This is a genomic window from Acinetobacter sp. YH12023 (assembly GCF_013420135.1).
In the GTDB taxonomy this organism is placed as follows: domain Bacteria; phylum Pseudomonadota; class Gammaproteobacteria; order Pseudomonadales; family Moraxellaceae; genus Acinetobacter; species Acinetobacter amyesii.
Map to the genome: position 1 here is coordinate 110,416 of NZ_VOYU01000001.1, position 20,254 is coordinate 130,669.

General features: G+C 42.6%; 20 protein-coding genes. 14 read left to right on the forward strand and 6 right to left on the reverse strand.

The features are described 5' to 3' along the window. Positions 1-7 precede the first annotated feature (7 nt). The 13 genes from nuoE to FTT92_RS00585 all read left to right on the forward strand — a co-directional run bounded on the left by nuoE (position 8) and on the right by FTT92_RS00585 (position 13,994). Entirely contained in the window at positions 8-517 is a 510-nt protein-coding gene (gene nuoE / locus FTT92_RS00525) for an NADH-quinone oxidoreductase subunit NuoE (RefSeq protein WP_078191103.1), read from the forward strand. Continuing rightward, on the forward strand, positions 514-1,845 hold the full coding sequence (nuoF, locus tag FTT92_RS00530) for an NADH-quinone oxidoreductase subunit NuoF (RefSeq protein WP_078192293.1): 1,332 nt from the start codon (positions 514-516) through the stop codon (positions 1,843-1,845). The genes nuoE and nuoF overlap by 4 nt, the downstream gene beginning before the upstream one ends. A gap of 11 nt (positions 1,846-1,856) precedes the next feature. Next, complete coding sequence (gene nuoG, locus FTT92_RS00535; RefSeq protein ID WP_111884891.1) at positions 1,857-4,535, forward strand: NADH-quinone oxidoreductase subunit NuoG; 2,679 nt, start codon at positions 1,857-1,859, stop codon at positions 4,533-4,535. A gap of 3 nt (positions 4,536-4,538) precedes the next feature. Then, on the forward strand, positions 4,539-5,555 hold the full coding sequence (gene nuoH / locus FTT92_RS00540; RefSeq protein ID WP_078191100.1) for an NADH-quinone oxidoreductase subunit NuoH: 1,017 nt from the start codon (positions 4,539-4,541) through the stop codon (positions 5,553-5,555). An 18-nt stretch (positions 5,556-5,573) separates the two neighbouring features. Beyond that, complete coding sequence (gene nuoI, locus FTT92_RS00545) at positions 5,574-6,116, forward strand: NADH-quinone oxidoreductase subunit NuoI (protein ID WP_078191099.1); 543 nt, start codon at positions 5,574-5,576, stop codon at positions 6,114-6,116. After that, positions 6,116-6,634 (forward strand): NADH-quinone oxidoreductase subunit J, encoded by a 519-nt coding sequence (gene nuoJ, locus FTT92_RS00550; RefSeq protein ID WP_171262661.1) that lies wholly within the window; start codon positions 6,116-6,118, stop codon positions 6,632-6,634. The genes nuoI and nuoJ overlap by 1 nt, the downstream gene beginning before the upstream one ends. Continuing rightward, complete coding sequence (gene nuoK, locus FTT92_RS00555) at positions 6,634-6,942, forward strand: NADH-quinone oxidoreductase subunit NuoK (protein ID WP_067665227.1); 309 nt, start codon at positions 6,634-6,636, stop codon at positions 6,940-6,942. Before nuoJ ends, nuoK begins: the two co-directional genes overlap by 1 nt. Beyond that, complete coding sequence (gene nuoL, locus FTT92_RS00560; RefSeq protein ID WP_078191097.1) at positions 6,939-8,828, forward strand: NADH-quinone oxidoreductase subunit L; 1,890 nt, start codon at positions 6,939-6,941, stop codon at positions 8,826-8,828. Before nuoK ends, nuoL begins: the two co-directional genes overlap by 4 nt. Position 8,829: 1 nt before the next feature. Continuing rightward, positions 8,830-10,443 carry an NADH-quinone oxidoreductase subunit M gene (gene nuoM, locus FTT92_RS00565; RefSeq protein ID WP_180171173.1) on the forward strand — a complete coding sequence of 538 codons (1,614 nt, stop codon included), beginning with the start codon at positions 8,830-8,832 and terminating at the stop codon, positions 10,441-10,443. 3 nt (positions 10,444-10,446) lie between these two features. After that, complete coding sequence (gene nuoN / locus FTT92_RS00570; protein WP_180171174.1) at positions 10,447-11,991, forward strand: NADH-quinone oxidoreductase subunit NuoN; 1,545 nt, start codon at positions 10,447-10,449, stop codon at positions 11,989-11,991. A gap of 126 nt (positions 11,992-12,117) precedes the next feature. Beyond that, positions 12,118-12,753 (forward strand): uracil phosphoribosyltransferase, encoded by a 636-nt coding sequence (gene upp, locus FTT92_RS00575; protein ID WP_078192289.1) that lies wholly within the window; start codon positions 12,118-12,120, stop codon positions 12,751-12,753. An 86-nt stretch (positions 12,754-12,839) separates the two neighbouring features. After that, the gene (locus tag FTT92_RS00580; RefSeq protein WP_078192288.1) at positions 12,840-13,133 is read left to right on the forward strand and encodes a cold shock domain-containing protein; all 294 of its coding nucleotides are present in this window, start codon (positions 12,840-12,842) and stop codon (positions 13,131-13,133) included. A 105-nt stretch (positions 13,134-13,238) separates the two neighbouring features. After that, positions 13,239-13,994, forward strand: a complete 756-nt coding sequence (locus FTT92_RS00585) for a cold shock domain-containing protein (RefSeq protein WP_180171175.1) — start codon at positions 13,239-13,241, stop codon at positions 13,992-13,994. A 26-nt stretch (positions 13,995-14,020) separates the two neighbouring features. Here FTT92_RS00585 and gigC read toward each other — a convergent pair whose 3' ends face one another. Then, positions 14,021-14,899, reverse strand: a complete 879-nt coding sequence (gene gigC / locus FTT92_RS00590) for a LysR family transcriptional regulator GigC (protein WP_180171176.1) — start codon at positions 14,897-14,899, stop codon at positions 14,021-14,023. 85 nt (positions 14,900-14,984) lie between these two features. Here gigC and FTT92_RS00595 point away from each other — a divergent pair, with 85 nt between their 5' ends. After that, positions 14,985-15,746, forward strand: a complete 762-nt coding sequence (locus FTT92_RS00595) for a ferredoxin--NADP reductase (protein ID WP_180171177.1) — start codon at positions 14,985-14,987, stop codon at positions 15,744-15,746. A gap of 430 nt (positions 15,747-16,176) precedes the next feature. Here the strand turns inward: FTT92_RS00595 and FTT92_RS00600 are convergent, their stop codons facing one another. The 5 genes from FTT92_RS00600 to FTT92_RS00620 form a co-directional block, all read right to left on the reverse strand. Then, positions 16,177-16,920, reverse strand: coding sequence for an amino acid ABC transporter ATP-binding protein (locus FTT92_RS00600; protein ID WP_078191089.1), 744 nt, complete (start codon positions 16,918-16,920; stop codon positions 16,177-16,179). Then, positions 16,917-17,600: an ABC transporter permease subunit gene (locus FTT92_RS00605; protein ID WP_078191088.1), complete on the reverse strand. Its 684-nt coding sequence runs from the start codon at positions 17,598-17,600 to the stop codon at positions 16,917-16,919. Before FTT92_RS00605 ends, FTT92_RS00600 begins: the two co-directional genes overlap by 4 nt. Then, positions 17,600-18,343, reverse strand: coding sequence for an amino acid ABC transporter permease (locus tag FTT92_RS00610; protein ID WP_180171178.1), 744 nt, complete (start codon positions 18,341-18,343; stop codon positions 17,600-17,602). The genes FTT92_RS00605 and FTT92_RS00610 overlap by 1 nt, the downstream gene beginning before the upstream one ends. A 70-nt stretch (positions 18,344-18,413) precedes the next feature. Beyond that, complete coding sequence (locus FTT92_RS00615) at positions 18,414-19,361, reverse strand: transporter substrate-binding domain-containing protein (RefSeq protein ID WP_078192283.1); 948 nt, start codon at positions 19,359-19,361, stop codon at positions 18,414-18,416. Positions 19,362-19,698: 337 nt separating this feature from the next. Beyond that, a complete protein-coding gene (locus tag FTT92_RS00620; protein WP_078192409.1) occupies positions 19,699-20,121 on the reverse strand; it encodes a hypothetical protein in 423 nt (140 codons plus the stop codon). Positions 20,122-20,254: the final 133 nt, after the last annotated feature.

The following is a 20,254-nucleotide window of genomic DNA, read 5'->3' on the forward strand; positions in this document are numbered from 1 at the left end:
TCGCATTATGATGATTTTGACTGACAAAAAACCACGTGTGAATGTTGAAGGGATTTTAACTGCGGAAGAAATCCACGATATCGAACATCACATTGGTCACTATCCGTACCCACGCGCAGCATGTCTTGATGCTTTGAAGTGTGTACAACGCCGTAATGGCTGGGTAGATGATGCACAGATGAATGCTATTGCGCAATTGCTTAGCATGAGCCTTGCAGACCTAGAAGGTGTTGCAACTTTCTATAACCGTATTTACCGTCAACCAGTTGGTCGCCACGTAATTTTATTATGTGACTCGATTGCTTGTTTCTTGATGGGTGCGGAAACACTTGCTGAAGCATTCCAGCGTGAATTAGGCATTTCATTTGGTCAAACGACTGCAGATGGTCGCTTTACTTTATTGCCAATTTGCTGCCTAGGTAACTGTGACAAAGGTCCGACGTTAATGATTGACGAAGACACTCACGGTCTAGTTGAAGTGACTTCAATTAAACAGTTATTGGAGAAGTATGTATGAATACTGAACCAAAACCAATTTATGGCGACGGTAACCCAGAAACTCACCCATTAACTTGGCGTTTGAGCAAACAGGAACACGTTCGCAGTGCAGATGATTACGAAGCACTTGAAGGTTATGCAGGCTTTAAGAAAGCTGTTGGCATGCAACCGAAAGAAGTGCTTGAAGTGATCAAAGCTGCGACTGTAAAAGGTCGTGGTGGTGCGGGCTTCCCTGCAGGGATCAAATGGTCGCTTATGGCGCCAAATGATAACTCAGGCCCTCGTTACCTTATCTGTAATGCCGATGAAATGGAACCAGGTACCTTTAAAGACCGTCTGTTGATGGAAAAACTTCCTCATCAGTTGATCGAAGGTATGTTGATTGCTGCTTATACATTAGAAGCAACACAGGGTTATATCTTCATCCGTGGTGAATACGTCGAAGCGGCTCAATACTTAAATGAAGCATTGGACCAAATTCGTGCCAAAGGTTACTTGGGTGAAAACATCTTAGGTACAGGTTGGAACTTCGAGTTACACGTGCATACTGGTGCGGGTCGTTATATCTGTGGTGAAGAAACTGCATTGATTAACTCGCTTGAAGGTCGCCGTGCGAACCCTCGTACTAAACCGCCATTCCCACAAGTTGCAGGTGCTTGGGGTCGTCCTACGATTGTTAACAACGTAGAGACTTACAACAACTTACCCGCAATTATGCTTCGTGGTCCTGAATGGTATATCGGTTTATCTGAAGGTAAGTCGAAAGATCCAGGTACTAAAATTTATGGCGCTTCAGGCAAAGTAAAATTCCCAGGTCTTTGGGAACTTCCATTTGGTACAACTGCGCGTGAAGTGATTGAAGATCATGCGGGTGGTATGCGTGATGGTTTAAAACTCAAAGCATGGTTACCGGGTGGTGCTTCTACAGACTTCCTTGCTGCTGAACATATTGACCTTCCTATGGATGCTGAAAGCATCATGAAAGCAGGTTCACGTTTAGGTACGTGTTTGCTCATGGTAGTCGATGAAACTCAGTGTATGGTTTCTGCGACACGTAACTTAGAAGAATTCTTTGCGCGTGAATCTTGCGGTTGGTGTACACCATGCCGTGATGGCTTACCTTGGGCGGTTAAAGCGCTTAAAGCCTTGGAAGATGGCACAGGTAAGAAAGAAGATATCGATCACTTACAAGAACTGACTCGTAAGCTTTGGATTGGTAAAACTTTCTGTGCGCATGCTCCAGGTGCGATGGAACCGTTAATGGGCGCACTCAAACATTTCCGTGGCGAGTTTGAAGCTAAAGTCGTAAATGCGGCAGCTCAAACTAGCAACGTAGAACAAGCTTAAGGAATTCGACTATGGCTACAATTCATGTCGATGGAAAATCGTATGAAGTCAACGGCTCAGAGAACTTGCTACAAGCATGTCTTAGCCTTGGCATCGACATCCCATACTTTTGTTGGCATCCATCCTTAGGTTCTGTCGGTTCTTGCCGTCAATGTGCTGTGACTCAATACGCGAATCCTGAAGATACTCGCGGTCGTTTAGTTATGTCATGTATGACGCCTGCATCTGACAATACCTACATCTCGATTGAAGATGACGAAGCAAAAAATTTCCGTGCTTCTGTTGTTGAATTCTTGATGACCAACCACCCACACGACTGCCCAGTCTGTGAAGAGGGTGGTCATTGTCATTTACAAGATATGACTGTAATGACTCAGCATGACCGTCGTCGTTACCGCTTCACAAAACGTACGCATTACAACCAAGAGCTAGGCTCTTTCATTTCTCATGAAATGAACCGTTGTATTGCGTGCTACCGTTGTGTGCGTTACTACAAAGATTATGCAGGTGGTACAGACTTTGGTGTGTATGCAAACGCTTCGCGTGTTTACTTTGGTCGTCCAGAATCAGGTACTTTAGAATCTGAATTCTCTGGTAACTTGACTGAAGTGTGCCCAACAGGTGTATTCACAGATAAAACTCACTCTGAACGCTATAACCGTAAATGGGACATGCAGTATGCGCCAAGCGTATGCCAAGGCTGTTCTTCAGGTTGTAACATCTCTCCGGGTGAACGTTATGGCGAACTACGTCGTGTAGAAAACCGCTTTAACGGTGACGTGAACCAATACTTCCTTTGCGATAAAGGTCGTTTCGGTACAGGTTATGTGAACCGTGAAGATCGTCCACGTCAACCACAATTCCGCTCTGGTGCAAATGTGACTACAGTTTCTGTAGACCAAGCATTGGATACCGTAATTGAAAATATCCAAGGCAAAAAAGTATTGGGTATCGGTTCACCACGTGCGTCACTTGAATCAAACTTCGCGCTTCGCGAACTTGTAGGTCAAGACAACTTCTCAACAGGTATGTCTCAAAAAGAGCAAAAACTTGTTGAGCTTGCAGCTTCTATCATGCAAACCGAAGGTGTTTATAACCCAGGTATGCGTGAAATCGAAAGCTACGATGCTGTGTTGATTTTGGGTGAAGACTTAACTCAAACTGCACCACGTATGGCTCTATCTGTTCGCCAAGCTGCGAAAAATAAAGCCAAAGAAATGGCTGCAGAGCGCCGTACGCAAGAGTGGTTGGCTGAGCCTGTACAACGTATTGCTCAAGATGCGAAATCTCCGATTTACATCCTTGCTGCAACTCAAACACGTTTAGCTGATGTTGCAACAGGTGAAGTTGTTGCATCACCTAACGACATTGCACGTTTAGGTTTTGCGGTCGCAGCTGCTGTCAAAGGTGAAGTGATCTTAGGTTTGGATGACGATGCAAAAGCATTTGCACAAACTATTGCTGACACTTTAAAAGCTGCGAAAAAACCATTAATCATCTCTGGTACAAGCTTGCAAGACGCATCAATCATGGAAGCTGCTGCACAAGTTGCACAGAACCTTGGTAATGCGGGCTTAACATTGACTGTTCCTGAAGTGAACTCAATGGGCTTAGCGATCTTTGGTGGTCAAAGCTTAGAACAAGCATTTGCACAAGATTACGATACTGTGATCGTGGTGGAAAATGACCTTTATCGTCGTTTACCAGCCGCGCAGGTGAATGCTGCACTTTCTGGTAAAGAAGTGATCGTACTTGATCATTCTGAAACTGAAACTGTGAAAAAAGCCAACATCGTACTTTCTGCTGCTTCATTTGCTGAAGGTGATGGTACTGTGGTCTCTCAAGAAGGCCGTGCACAACGTTTCTACCAAGTGTATGACCCAAGCTACTACAAACCAGAACTTGCGATCAAAGAATCTTGGCGCTGGTTACATGCCATTGAAACTGGCGTGAAAGGCAAAGCGATTTCTTGGACAGTTCTTGATGATGTTATCGAGTCAGTAGCGAAAAACGTTCCTGCACTTGAAGCAATTCAAGACGTAGCACCAGATGCTGGCTTCCGTGTACATGGTCTGAAAGTGGCACGTGAACCACGTCGTTACTCAGGTCGTACTGCGATGCGCGCACCACTTTCTATTCATGAACCAAAACAACCAGTCGATAAAGACTCTGCGTTGACGTTTTCTATGGAAGGTTATGTAGGTAACCAAACTCCAGCTTCACTTGTACCATTTGCTTGGTCTGCAGGTTGGAACTCTCCACAAGCTTGGAACAAATTCCAAGACAACGTGGGTGGTCACTTAAAAGGTGGTGATGCAGGCGTTCGTTTATTCGATCGTTTAGCGAAACGTCCAGCACGTACTTTCGTTGCACCTGCACCTGTTGCGGTTAATGGTGAGAGCTTCCGTCTTGTGCCGATGCATCACATCTTCGCTTCTGGTGAATTTACAGTGAAAACTCCTGCGATGGAATCACGTATTCCTGAAGCAATGTTTGCTGTGGGTGAACAAGATGCAGCACGCTTAAATGTTCAAGATGGTCAACGTATCGCTGTGAAAGCAGGGGATGCTGAAATCGTCCTTCCAGTTCAAGTGATTGAATACTTACCTACAGGTTATATCGGTTACCCAGTGGGTCTAGCACCTACAGTATCGCTTGCAGAACCTGTTTCAGTCGCGGTAGGAGTGTAATTCATGGAACAAGAATTAATCCGTCAAACGCCGCTGTGGGCTGAAAATTGGCCAATCGCCTATTCAGTTCTTCAAGCAATTGTGATCTTACTGGTTGTGGTATTGATCGCTGCGTTGATGTCTTTTATTGAACGTCGTTTACTCGGCTTGTGGCAAGACCGTTACGGTCCGAACCGTGTAGGTCCGGGCGGTATGTTCCAGATTGTTGCCGACATGCTGAAAATCATGTTCAAAGAAGACTGGACACCAAAATTTGCTGACAAATTGACTTTCCGTATGGCTCCAGCAGTTGCGATGGCAACTGCGGTGCTATCGTTCATGGTTATTCCTGTTTCACCTTATCTAGGTGTTTCAGACATGAGCATCGGTCTATTGTTCTTTATGGCAATGGCTGGTATTGCGGTATACGCAGTATTATTCGGTGGTTGGTCATCAAATAACAAATACGCATTACTTGGTGGTTTACGTTCTGCTGCTCAAACCATTTCTTATGAAGTGTTCTTGGGTATTTCACTGATGGGTGTGGTTGCGATTGCAGGCTCATTCAACATGCGTGAAATTGTTGAAGCTCAACGTGATGTTTGGTTTGTTATTCCTCAGTTCTTAGGTTTCTTGATCTTCGTGGTTGCGGGCGTTGCGGTAACTCACCGTCATCCATTTGACCAACCAGAAGCAGAACAAGAATTGGCGGAAGGTTACCATGTCGAATACGGCGGTATGAAATGGGGTATGTTCTTCGTTGCGGAATACGTCAACGTCGTACTGATCTCTGCATTAATCGTGACTTTATTCTTCGGTGGTTGGTTAGCGCCTTTCAACCTAGATATTCCATTCATTCCAGCTGCGTTCTGGTTCATTATTAAAACAGCATTCTTTGTAATGATGTTTGTCTTGGCTCGTGGTTCTTTAATGCGTCCACGTTATGACCAAGTCATGAACTTTGGTTGGAAAATTTGCTTGCCATTGGCGTTGGTTAACCTTCTGGTAACTGGTGCTGTGATTCTGATGAATCAGGCCTAAGACAGCAGGGAGAATAAAATGTTTAAATTTCTAGCTGGATTTGGGTCAATTGTACGTTCGTTGTGGATGGTATTCTCACACGCGACACGTAAACGTGACACCATTTTATATCCAGAGGTTAAAGCGGAAGACATCGTACCACCACGTTTCCGTGGTCGTATCGTGTTAACGCGTGACCCTGATGGTGAAGAGCGCTGCGTTGCATGTAACCTTTGTGCGGTTGCATGTCCAGTCGGCTGTATTTCACTACAAAAAGCTGAAAAAGAAGATGGTCGTTGGTATCCGGAATTTTTCCGTATCAACTTCTCACGTTGTATTTTCTGCGGTATGTGTGAAGAAGCATGTCCTACGACTGCGATTCAAATGACACCTGACTTTGAGTTAGGTGAGTATGTTCGTCAGGACTTAGTATATGAGAAAGAAAACCTTCTTATCTCAGGTCCTGGTAAATACCCAGACTATAACTTCTACCGCGTAACAGGTATGGCTGTTGCTGGTAAAGATAAAGGTCAGGCTCAACGCGAAAGCACACCAGTTGATGTACGGAGTCTATTACCATGATGTGGCCATTTTATTTGATGGCGCTTGTGGCCATCGTCTCTACCGTTCGTGTTGTAACTAACACGAACCCAGTACACGCTTTATTAAGCTTGATTATCTCTTTACTTGCAGTTGCAGGTATCTTCATGATCGTGGGTGCGCCGTTTGCCGGTGCCCTCGAAATTATCGTTTACGCTGGCGCAATCATGGTGCTATTCGTATTCGTCGTGATGATGCTGAATCTTGGTCAAAATACAGTTGAACAAGAAAGCAAATGGCTGACTTCTTCAGCGTGGGCATATCCTGCGTTGATGAGCTTCCTGATGGGTCTAATCCTTGTTTGGATGTTGAAGTCAGACTACACAACTGCTGGCACTGTCATGGGTGCTCAAGTTGTCGGTCCGAAAGAAGTGGGTACTTCACTCTTTACTCAGTACTTATTGCTGGTTGAAGTTGCTGCGATGTTATTGCTTGGCGCACTTGTCGCTGCATTCCATCTTGGCAAACGTGAGCCAGGTGCAGAAGAGGACAAAGAATAATGGGCAACATCCCTTTAGAACATGGTTTGATCGTTGCAACCATTCTTTTTGCACTGGGTTTTTACGGTGTGATGGTTCGACGCAACCTACTATTTATTTTAATGAGCCTTGAAATCATGATGAACGCAGCTGCTTTAGCGTTCGTTTTGGCAGGAAGCGCATGGGCACAGCCAGATGGTCAAGTGATGTTTATCTTGATCTTAACGCTTGCTGCAGCAGAGGCTTGTATCGGTCTTGCGATCGTCCTTCAGTTCTATCATCGCTTCCATCATCTGGATGTGGATGCTGCTAGTGAGATGCGCGGATGAGTTATTTATATTTAACAGTACTATTCCCGCTAATTGGTTTTATCCTGTTGGCGGCAGGTCGTAAAAATCTTCCTGAATCAGTTGCTGCAATTATTGGTGCAGGTTCAGTTGGTCTTTCAGCTTTATTTGCATTAATTGCCGGTATCGACTTTGTTAATAATGGTTCAGTTGCAACAACTCAGCATCTTTGGACTTGGTTCAGTGCAGGTAACTTAGCACCGGGCTTCACGCTTCATTTAGATGGCTTATCATTATTGATGATGGGCATGATCACAGGTGTGGGTTTCTTAATTCACATCTTTGCAACATGGTACATGCGTGGCGAAGAAGACTTTGCACGTTTCTTCTCATACTTCAACCTATTCGTAGCAAGCATGCTGCTTTTAGTGTTGGGTGACAACTTAGCGTTGTTATTCCTCGGTTGGGAAGGTGTAGGTCTATGTTCATACCTATTGATTGGTTACTACTACCAAACACCTGCAAACGGTTTTGCTGCAATTAAAGCATTCACTGTAACACGTGTGGGTGACGTATTCCTACTGATCGCATTGTTCTTGATCTACCAACAATTCGGCACTTTAAACATTGCAGAAGTTGTAGCTGCTGCGCCAACAGTTTTGGCTCAGAGTTCTTCAATTGCGATTTGGACTGCATTGATGTTGTTCTTGGGTGCTGCAGGTAAATCTGCTCAGATCCCATTACAAACATGGTTGGCAGATGCGATGGCTGGTCCTACACCAGTATCTGCATTGATCCACGCAGCAACAATGGTAACGGCGGGTGTTTACCTATGTAGCCGTATGTTCAGCGTGTTTGAACAAGCGCCAGAAGTGATGATGTTCATCTCAATCACAGGTGCGGTGACATTGTTAGTTGCAGGCTTTGCTGCATTGGTACAAACAGACATCAAACGTATTCTTGCTTACTCAACTATGAGTCAGTTGGGTTATATGTTTATGGCTGTAGGTGCTGAAGCTTACCAAGCAGGTCTATTCCACATGCTGACTCACGCATTCTTCAAGGCATTATTATTCTTGTCTTCTGGTGCAGTGATTTTGGCTTACCATCACGAGCAAAACATCTTCAAGATGGGTGGTCTATTCCACAAAAACAAATTCTTGTTTGCTTGTTTCGCGATTGGTGGCGGTGCATTGGCTGCGATTCCATTCATCACGATCGGCTTCTTCTCGAAAGATGCGATTCTTGGTGCGGTATGGGTGAAAGGTCAAGCGATTGCAGTTTATGACTGCTTGTACTGGACTGGTGTAGCAGGTGCGTTCTTAACTTCAATTTATACATTCCGTCTTATTTGGGTTGTATTCTTTGGTAAAGAAAACACGCCTTACCATGAAATCAAAGGTGTTACTTACTGGGGTCCATTGGCGATTCTTGCAGTGCTTTCAACTGGTTTAGCTTATGTATTAAAAGCACCAGTAACGAATATTTTAAATGCTGCACAAATCCCAGCGTTTAATATTCCAGAAGCACTAGAACACGGTATGCATAGCGCTGAATACACAGCTGTTGGTATTGCACTTGCAGGTCTTGCAGTGGGTGTGGTGTTATTTGCCTTTGCTTATGGTGCAGTGAAATCGTTCGCGAAAACTTCACTGGGCGCGGGTCTTGCAAATATCTGTCGTAATGCACTTGGTTTCGATGCTTTGTACAACATTGTTTTCGTTAAGCCTTATTTGCTACTGGCTAAAATCTTTGGTCGTGATCCAATTGACGGCTTATGGCTTGTATTGCCTGCACTTGTTAAAGGCGGTAATAGCTTTACAAGTTCACGTCAAACAGGTTCATTGCGTGAATACGCATCTAGTATGGCATTCGGTACGTTTGCATTACTATTGATCCTGGTCGTGATTCAGGTCGTGGGGAAATAAAATGGAAACTCCAAACAATTTAATTCTACCCGCTCTGATCCTTATTCCGTTCATTGCAGGTTTTGTATGCTGGCTTGTCGATAAACTCGACAAGCACTTACCACGCTATATTGCCTTAATTGGTATGCTATTAACGTTGGTGTTAACCGTCGTTTTATGGCAAAGCGGTACTTATAACTACGAGTTGGGTACACAAGCTCCACAGTGGGCTGCTCAATTTAACCTACCGTGGATTACCACTTTAGGGATTAACATTCACCTTGCGGTGGATGGTCTTTCACTGCTTATGGTGGGTTTAACTGCATTACTGGGTGTACTTGCGGTCGGCTGTTCATGGGGTGAGATTCAAAAGAACGTTGGTTTCTTCCACTTAAACCTACTGTGGTCTTTAGGTGGTGTGATCGGTGTATTCTTAGCGATTGACATGTTCCTATTCTTCTTCTTCTGGGAGATGATGCTGGTACCAATCTACTTCTTGATCGCACTTTGGGGTCATAAAGGGGCAGAAGGTAAGTCACGCGTTTACGCTGCAACTAAATTCTTTATCTATACTCAGGTTGCGGGTCTGATCATGTTGATCGGTATCTTGGGTCTAGTGGTTGTTGGCTTCCAACTTCACGGTCAAATCAGCTTTAACTATGACTTCTTGATGAGTGTTGCACAAACTGTTGAGGCAAAAGCTCCAGCACTTGCGTATGCATTCATGATCTGTATGTTTATTGGTTTTGCGGTAAAACTTCCAGTTTTCCCATTACACGGCTGGTTACCAGATGCACATGCGCAAGCACCTACAGCGGGTTCTGTCGACCTTGCAGGTATCTTGATTAAAACTGCGGCTTATGGTCTTTTACGTTTCGTTATTCCATTCTTCCCGGTAGCATCTGCTCAGTTTGCTGACATCGCGATCATTCTTGGTCTAATCGGTATTTTCTACGGTGCATGGTGTGCATTCCAACAAACAGACATGAAACGTCTGCTTGCGTACACATCTATTTCGCACATGGGCTTCGTACTTCTTGCATTGTATGCAGGTAACATCCTGACATTCCAAGGCTTGATGATTATGATGCTGGCTCACGGTCTATCTTCTGCTGCATTGTTCATTATGTGTGGTCAGGTTTACGAACGTCTGCATACACGTGACATGCGTTTGATGGGCGGTATCCGTGGTCAGTTCCAATACCTTTCATTCTTCTTAATGTTCTTTGTTGCGGCACTTGTAGGTATTCCGGGTCTAGGTAACTTCATCGGTGAATTCCTGATCTTGATGGGTTCTTATGACAAGTTCCCTGTGTACACAATCCTTGCTGCAGTAAGCTTAGTATTTGCCGGTCTTTACGGTTTAATCCTGATCCACAAAGCATTGTTTGGTACACCAAACGAAGAACAAAAACAGCATTACGCAAATCCGTTGAAAGACTTAAATGCGCGTGAAGTTGTGATTCTTTTAATCTGTGCTCTTGGTCTAGTATGGCTTGGTCTATTTCCACAAAGCTTCCTTGATATTTCAAATTCAAGCATGGCGTGGATTGCGAATAGCTATATCCCAGTTCAAGAAGTCGTTGATGTTGTGCAGCAGATTGCTGTACAACCTGAAAATGTGGAGATGCAATAAGCCATGGACTTCACAATGTCATTTTCTGAGCTTATGCCATTAGCTCCTGTGATGATCGTGGCTTTAACTGCGATCGTCGTGATGTTGCTAATTGCAATCAAGCGTAACCACAATTTAGTTGCAACGACTTCCGTTATCGGTCTGAACCTTGCAGCCTTTTATATTATTTTTGTTTTCGTTGCAGGGCAGTATGCACCTGCAAACGTAATGAATTTGTTCATCGTAGATCCATTTACGATGTTGTACCAATTCGTGATTTTGATTGCAGCACTTGCTTGCTGCACACTGTCACATGCGTATATCGAAACCTATAAAGATAACCGTGAAGAACTTTATATCTTGATGCTGTGCTCTGTAACAGGTGCATTGTTAATGGTTGCAAGTTCTCACTATGCGTCATTCTTTATCAGCCTTGAGTTAATGTCGATTCCTGTATACGGCCTATTGGCTTATACACACCAACGTTCACAGTCGCTTGAAGCGGGTGTGAAATACTTGGTGCTTTCAGCAACCGCTTCTGCGATGTTGTTGATGGGTATGGCTTATGTATATGCGTATACAGGTACAATGGCATTCGTTGCTGAACCAGGCAAAATGTTCACAACATTCAGCCAACCGGGTGTAGTCCTTGGTCTTGCACTGATTGTATTTGCTGTTGCATTTAAATTGTCTCTTGCGCCATTCCACAAATGGACACCAGACGTGTATGCAGGTGCGCCAGCGCCAATCGCGACATTCTTAGCGACTGTGGCTAAAGTGGCAATGATCGGTCTATTCGTTCGTTACTTCTTGGCTTCTGGCTTAATCCTTTCTGACAGCTTCATCACGATCGTGACCATCATTGCAGTATTGTCTATCCTTGCGGGTAACTTACTAGCAGTACGTCAAGTGAACTTGAAACGTATCCTTGCATACTCTTCAATCGCTCACTTTGGTTACTTACTTGTTGCTATTGTCAGTGCACGTAATACTGACTTTGTTCAAGTACAAGGCTTTGCAACATTCAGCAGCGTCAACGTTTATGTGATTACTTATGTATTAACAACGATTGGTGCGTTCGGTGTTGTGACACTGATGTCTAGCCCTTACAACAACAAAGACGAAGCAGGTAGTCTTGCTGAGTACCGTGGTTTGTTCTGGCGTCGTCCAGTGTTGACTGCAACACTCACTGTCATGATGTTATCTCTTGCAGGTATCCCATTAACAGCGGGCTTTATTGGTAAGTTCCTTGTGATCAAAACAGCAGTTGCTGGTGGTTCATGGTTCTTAGCTGCAATGGTGATCCTTGGTTCAGGTATCGGTTTGTACTACTACCTACGTGTGATGGTTGTGATGTACATGACTCCACCGGAAAACCCACGTATCGACGCTGTCGATCATTGGGGTCAAAAAGTGGGTGGTATTATGGTGCTTGGTGCAGCTGCTCTTGTGTTGTTGATCGGTGTATATCCAGATCCAATCATTGCAGTTTCTCAAGTGGCATACTTTGCGATCTCATCTGAATTACAACAGTTCATTTTTAGCTTAATTCAAAGTGGTTTTAACTAATGAATTAAGCAATTAATTTGCTTATTACAAAAAAGCCTCCTGTAAAGGGGGCTTTTTTATTTTTATCATTTGTTAAATAGCTTTATAATGGTTGAAATTTTATCTTAACCTTTTAGGTGTTCTCCCGTGGCTATCCATGAAATCCGTCATCCTTTAATCCGACATAAACTCGGCTTACTTCGTCGTGCAGATATTAGTACTAAAAACTTCCGTGAGCTTGCTCAAGAAGTGACTATGCTTCTGACTTATGAAGCAACGAAAGATTTACCAATGGTCGATCATGAAATTGATGGTTGGAATGGTAAAGTAACTGTAGATCGTATTGCCGGTAAAAAAATAACAGTTGTACCGATTTTACGTGCAGGTATTGGTATGTTGGATGGTTTCTTAAACCTGATTCCAAGTGCGAAAGTATCTGTATTGGGTTTAGAGCGTGATGAAGAAACTTTAGAAGCGCGTACTTACTACAAAAAATTAGTACCAGACGTACAAAACCGTTTAGCGATGATTATTGACCCAATGCTTGCAACGGGTTCATCGCTCGTTGCTGCTATTGACGTTCTAAAAGCCAGTGGTTGTAAAGATATTCGTGTCATGGTGCTTGTTGCCGCTCCAGAAGGCATTAAACGTGTAAATGAAGCTCACCCAGATGTGATCATTTATACAGCATCTGTAGACCAAGGTTTAAATGAAAACGGTTATATCGTTCCTGGTCTTGGCGATGCAGGCGATAAAATTTTCGGTTCAGTTCAAAAAGACTAATTTTTGCATCATGAACAGAAAAGGGGCTTTTATAGCCTCTTTTTTATATACTAAAGACATTGGCATAAATGGAATAGGGTACTTTTATGAAGTCCGAACAATATAAAGGTAAAGTGAAGCAGTACAATCCTGAAAAGGGCTTTGGCTTTCTTTCATGTGAAGAAGGTGATGTATTTTTCCATATCTCTGACTTTCCCGCAGATGGTGTCGAGCCAAAACGTAATGATCGTGTGAAATTTAATGTGGTGAAAAATGGTGATCGTTATAAAGCCATAAACATTGAGCGTGAAGAAGACAAATCTGCAAAAGCTAAAAAATCTAAAGTAGTGGCAAATAACCAGTCAATTACTTCAGCTTTGCTTTCGAATTTGCGTAAATAATGTGATTTTAAGATTTCATGGAAATCTTTGAAATAAAAAGAGGTCTATCTGGCCTCTTTTTTATTATGATAAGAGTATTAAAAGAAAAGATGAGAGACAATTTTTATGATTAAAGAGGGGAAAATCAAAAGCTATAACGTTGAGCGCGGCTTTGGATTTATACAACAAGATCAAGCACAGGATTTATTTTTTCATATTCGTGATTTTCCTAGCCGACAAATCGAACCACGTGTTGGAGAAAATCTCAAATACAGGATTGAAGCAGATCGAGGTAAATTTAAAGCGGTAAATATCATCCGTTTAGATTTGAAAAAAGAGCAGTCCACACATGAACAGATAAATCCGTCATTTGAATCAAGGTCGGATCGAGTGAATGACCAAGCTACTCCTCACGATACAGCCAAAGGTACAGTTTGGGGCAGTAAAATCTTCAGCATGATTGGACTCATTGTAATTCTAGTATTAGCTGTGGCTGTTTATGGGAAATATCAGCAGTACCAAGAACAGAAGCAGCTACATTTACAACAGCTCATGCAAGAAAATGAAAACATTGTAAAAGAACAACGTAAAGCTCAGGGGGATTTACCCGATCGGGTGCTGACTGAGCAAGGTGAAAAAAATCTATACGGCACAGCTTCAACGCAAGCTCAGTCTGTTGTTCAAGATACTGCGCAGGCACCTTCTTCAAGTGATACGCCAAGGGTAGTAGAGAAAGCACAGTTTAGTTGTGATGGGCGTACGCATTGTAGTCAGATGCGTTCATACGAAGAAGCAGTGTTCTTTAATAATAATTGTCCAAATACGAAAATGGACGGCAATAATGATGGCGAACCATGTGAACGCCAATTTAAAAATAGATAAAAAAGCGCCTTAAGGCGCTTTTTTATCTATTTTTCACAAAATTGCATAAAGGCTTTGAGACCCGGTCCTTGGTATTTCTGACGATGTACCAACATGAATAATGGACGGGCAAGTTGCCAGAACGGCGTATCTAAAACCACTAATTGACCTTTTTCACGTAAAGGCTCAATTGCCAGTTTAGAAATACATGACATACCAAGACCACCTGCCACGATTTTTAGAATGGCTTCGTTATGACCCAAGGTTAAACGTATATTGGCATCTGGCAGGTCTTTTAAAATTGCGTTGTCAAATACTTCACGTGTGCCTGAACCTTCTTCACGTAAGATCCACTCTACGTTATCAAAGTCAGCTGCAGTGATTGCACGATCCAACTTCGCTAAGGGGTGCTCTGGTGAACAGCATACTGCAAGTTCATCGTCACGCCAGTGAATACATTGTAGCTGTGGCAGATGGCATGAACCTTCAATTAAGGCCAAATCCAACTGAAATTGGTTTACCGCTTCAATCATTTGGCGGGTATTGCCGACTTGAAGTTGTAAATGTGCTTGAGGCTGAATTTGTAAGAAATCTGCCATGAGGTCTGGCATCAAGTAGTCACTGATGGTCAGGGTCGCGCCCAAACGTAGATCAATACTTTGTAGTTCGCCTTTCGCTGCTTGTTCAAAAGCTTCGCAGCGCCCTAAAATTTCCAAAGCTTGTGGCAATAAAAAACGACCCAAGTCATTCAATTGCAAGCGTTTACCAAGTCGGTCAAACAGTGGAGCACCGAGACCATCTTCGAGGTCTGCCAATGCCATACTTGCTGCACTTTGAGTAAGTTTGACAGCATCACTGGCTTTGGTAACGGTACCTTCTTGAGCGACTGCTACAAAAACAGCCAACTGGCGTAAAGTCATGCGCATGAATCAGGCCTTAACATTTAAAAAATATTAATAAATTATGCTGTCATGCTAACATGAGCACAGTCTGTCACGCCACGTTCAAATCATGTCAATTGAAAAATTTAGCTTAGAAAAGGTTTTATCTGTACACCGTTGGACCAATACTTTGTTCAGTTTTACCATGACACGCCCTGCGCATTTTAAATTTACCGCTGGTCAGTTCGCACGAATCGGCTTGAAAGTGGGCGATGAATTGGTGGTTCGTGCCTATTCTGTGGTGTCGTCCCCTTTTGATGAAACTTTAGAGTTTTTCTCTATCGTCGTTCCAGATGGTGCGTTTACTTCAAATTTGCAGCATCTACAAGTTGGCGATGAGCTGTATTTAGAAAAAGTCCCTTATGGCTTCCTCACCTTGGCGCGTTATCAGTTGCCATTGCCGAAGGACTTATGGCTGTTGGGGACAGGAACGGGTCTTGCACCATTTTTATCAATGCTACAAGACTTTGAAACGTGGTCTAAATACGAGAAAATTAATCTAGTCTACAGTGTGCGCACCGTATCAGAACTGGCTTATGTAGAGCGGATTCAAGAAATCGCTGAGACCTATGGTGAAGGGCATACGGGCTTCAAATTTATTCCTATTGTGACACGTGATCCAAATGCACCGCTGCATGACCGTTTACCAGTTTTAATTGAAAATGGCGAATTAGAACAGGCGGCTGGCTTAGCATTTAATGTGGAAACGACGCATGTCATGCTGTGTGGTAATCCACAAATGGTTGATGACACGAAGGCGGCCTTAAAAGCGCGTGGTTTGACCATGAACCGTCGTGGTGAAGGCAATATTGCTGTAGAAAATTATTGGTAATCTGCCATGAAAAAAAGCTCATCGATGGATGAGCTTTTTTATTTTCGGAAATTAAATAACTGATGTTATGCATGCAAAAGTAATTTTGCATTTTTAAAATGATTGTTAAGCCAATTCGATAGAGTCTTACATCAAGGGAATGAATAAAGTGATTAGCCTTCGGCTGGAGGTACTCTTACGAAGCACGCTTCTCATTAGGCAAAATGAGAAGCGTGCTTCGCAAGGAAACCATCTTGCGGTGCAATGCACCTCACCGACAAAACTCGTTCACTAGCATCTAATTATCTAAAGTATCGCAAAAATATTTTTGATTAGAAGAAGTCCTATCTCAAACACTTGCGGATGACGTTACCGCGTATCGTACTTTTATTTGAATCAAATTACGCTTCTGATGTTACTGCGTAACATCAGTTAAATAAACGTTTTGATTTTAATGCAGAATTTTATTTAAGAACTGCTGCGCTCGTTCACCACGAGGGGCATTAAAGAAATCATCTTTACTGCAGTCTTCCACAATTTTTCCTTGATCCATAAAGATCACACGGTCCGCAACCTGACGCGCGAAGCCCATCTCATGGGTTACACACATCATGGTCATACCTTCTTTGGCAAGACCCACCATCACATCAAGCACTTCGTTAATCATCTCTGGATCAAGTGCCGAAGTCGGTTCATCAAACAGCATGGCAATCGGGTCCATACTGAGCGCACGTGCAATCGCAACACGTTGTTGTTGTCCACCTGATAACTGTGCAGGGAATTTAGCGGCATGCGCACTTAAACCCACACGGTCTAAATAAGCCAAACCTTTCTTCTTGGCTTCGGCTTCTGATCGACCCAAGACTTTAACCTGCGCAATGGTCAGGTTTTCGGTAATGGATAAATGTGGAAACAATTCAAAGTGCTGGAACACCATACCGACACGACTACGCAATTTATTTAAATCGGTTTTTGGGTCATTAATGGAAATACCGTCGACTAAAATCGTACCGGCCTGAAAAGGCTCAAGTCCATTAACGGTTTTAATGAGCGTTGATTTACCTGAACCCGAAGGTCCACACACTACAACCACTTCACCTTGTTTAATTTGAGTCGTGCAATCGGTAAGCACTTGAAAATCTTTATACCATTTACTGACATTTTGGAGGTCAATCATCGTTTTTTGATCGGTCATACACTTAACCTCCGTTGTAATTTTTTAACTGCATAGGTAGCGATCATACTAATAGTGAAATACACCAAACCGGCAAATAGAATGTATTGGGTTAACAATGACATGAGGTCGCCTCGAACATAGTTGGTGCGGAAAAAGTCTAACAGTCCGATGGCATAAACCATGGTTGAATCTTGGAACAGAATAATGGTTTGCTGTAAAAGCAGTGGCGTCATTTTGCGAAAAGATTGCGGCAAAATAATTAAGCGCATCGCTTGGCTATAGCTCATACCCAAAGCATAAGCTGCAGAAGTTTGACCTTTAGGAATCGATTGGATCCCGGCACGGACAATCTCTGAAAAGTAAGCCGCTTCAAATAGCATGAAGGCCACGATACTGGACACAAGGGCAGTATCAATCGTTAGATAGTTACCGGTGATCCCTGTGTAGATAAAGGGTACTGCAAAGTAGAACCACATCAGCACCAAGAGCAAAGGAATAGAACGAAATAGGTTCACATAGCCTTTAGCAAAAATATTAAAAGCTTTAATCGAGGACAGGCGCATCAGCGCCAGTAGGGTCCCAATAAAGACACCACCAATAGTTGCCGTGATCACCACTTTGAGTGTGATGCTGAAACCATGCCATAGTGCAGGGCCAGACGCTTGGAGGTCTTGAATAAAAGAACTGAGCCATTCCATTATTTATCTCCTGCAATTAAGCCAGGAACGCGTAGGCGTTTTTCCAGAAAATTCATTAAACCAATTAAACAGATGTTGATCACGATGAAAATAATGGTGACGTAGGTATAAATTTCGATAGTGTTTTGCGTGTATTCACTGATGGTTTTCATCTGTGAAATGATTTCTGCAACACCGACCAAAGACGCAACTGAGGTGTTTTTGACACAGTTGGTCAACTCAGAGCTCAGTGGTGGCAAAATCGTGCGGAACGACTGCGGTAAGATCACATAGCGATAAAGTTGAGTCGTGCTAAATCCCATGGCATAACCAGCATTGGTTTGCCCCAAAGGAAGCGCTTCAATACCTGTCCTGACTTGTTCACAGACCCGTGCAGCTGTAAAAAGACCCAAACCGACACTTGCAGAAATTAAGGCGGTCGTATTTGCTCCAAGGTCATTCATCCACCAGCTTTTAATCGTAGCGGGGAGGAAGTTGGGTACAACATAGAACCATATAAACAGTTGAATCAATAAGGGTACATTTCGGAAAATAGTCACGTAGGTAGTACCTATACCTCGTGCTACAGGACTCGGTAGGGTACGCATAATACCCAAGATGCTGCCAAGCACCATCGCAATGCTCCATGCCACCAAAGCGATGACAAACAGCCAGCCGATCCCAATTAAAATCCAATTCAGGTAGGTTGAATCACCTACACCTGTAGATTGGAACAGCACACCCCAATTCCAGCTATAATTCATAGGAACTCCCTATAATGAGCTTAAGCCAAAATCCGTTTGGCTTAAGCATCTTTAGAATGTTTAGGGAAAGTTATTCGTCACGGTCATGTGGATTGCTAATCAATGCTTTTAATTGATCAGACATCGGGAAATTCAAATTGATATTTTTTGGTGGAATTGGCGTTTGGAACCATTTTTTATACATGTCATTGATTTCACCAGAGCTATAAGTTGCTTTGATTGCATCATCAACCACTTGTTTAAAGCCGGTATCGCCTTTACGCAGCATACAACCATAGATTTCATGAATCGGTGCTGTACCTACGATTTCCCATTTATTTGGATCTTTGGCTTTTGATTTTTCACCCGCCAGCAAAATATCATCCATCATAAATGCCGCTGCACGACCATTTTGTAGCATGAGGAAAGACTCAGCATGGTCTTTGGCAGAAATGACTTCACCAATACCTAATTCTTTTTCATGTTGACGAATATAACGCTCAGATGTCGTTCCTGCCGTGGTGACTAACTTTTTGCCTTTTAGGTCAGCAAAATCTTTAATCCCAGAGTCTTTTGCTGTAAGTAAGCGTGAACCGACCTCAAAGAAACCTGTTGAGAAATCTACTTGTTGTTGGCGTTCTTTATTGTTTGTGGTTGAACCACACTCTAAGTCGACTGTGCCATTAGAAACCAATGGAATACGGTTTTGGCTGGTCACTAAGTTATAACGGACTTTTAAATCGGGAAGATTTAATTGCTTTTTAACCGCCTCAACGACTTTTAATTGGAGATCGTGTGCATAACCTACAGGTTGGTTTGGATTATCTGCGATATATGAAAATGGAATCGATGAATCGCGATAACCTAATACAATTGTGCCGGATTTTTTGATCTTATCTAAAGTCCCTGAGTCAGAAACAGCAGCTTCACTTCCTGCAGCTTTATCCGTTGTAGGTGCTTTATTGTCACTACATGCGCTAAGCCCTAAAGTGAGCGCACTTGCACAGAACAAAGTTGCTAAATGTTTTTTTGACGTCATCGTTAAAACTCCTTTTACCCTGATTTAATATCCACTTTTTATGATCTTGTTTCTAGTTAGATTTTATTGCTTTGTTATTAAGAATGTTTCAACAATAAAAAAGAGATCATTTTCTACATCTTAGGTGATATATCGAGCAAGGCTCAAGCAAAATTTATTGCCGAATTGTTACTAAGAAATAGGATAAGTTATGAACATTTTTTATAAGAAGGTTTGCTATAAGCCATTAAATATAAAATAATTTAATTTTATTGTGAAATAAATAATTAAAATAAAAGGGCATAAAAAAACCTCCAAATGGAGGTTTTCGGGATTAAACTTTAGTTTAATCTCCGTATTAATGCACAAACATATCCATAAATTCACGAATTTCTTGAATCGCTGTGTCTACGTCAGCAGTCAACCAAGTCGGTTCAAAAAAGCCAGCATAATGCTCCAGTCGATCTTGGGGAACAACTAAGCGAATCGGACATTCTTCTTCGAGCAAGCGCCAAGGAATAATAGGCACTTCATTATCTAAAAAAGCCGCAATATTTCGAATATCAATCACCATCGCATTGATGCATTCAGGGAAAGGCATCACTGAAAACTCTTCAGTACGTCGGCGGAAATATTCCAAATCACCCCATTTCAACACATAACTCGGCTTACTAAATTCAATAATGCCAATAAGATGTTGATCGCGAGTGTAATGAAGGGAACATTGATGAGTGACGTCAGTGTCAAGATCAAGCGTTACACCTTGTTGATGGTACGCCATAGATTTGATAACAGGTGAAAAATAAGGTGCATGATTATAGCTCATTTCATTCATCAAAAGCAGATAATTCCACCGGGCTCAAAAAAGCATTTATTCTTTAAGATATAATCCTATAAAAATGCTTTAAATTTAA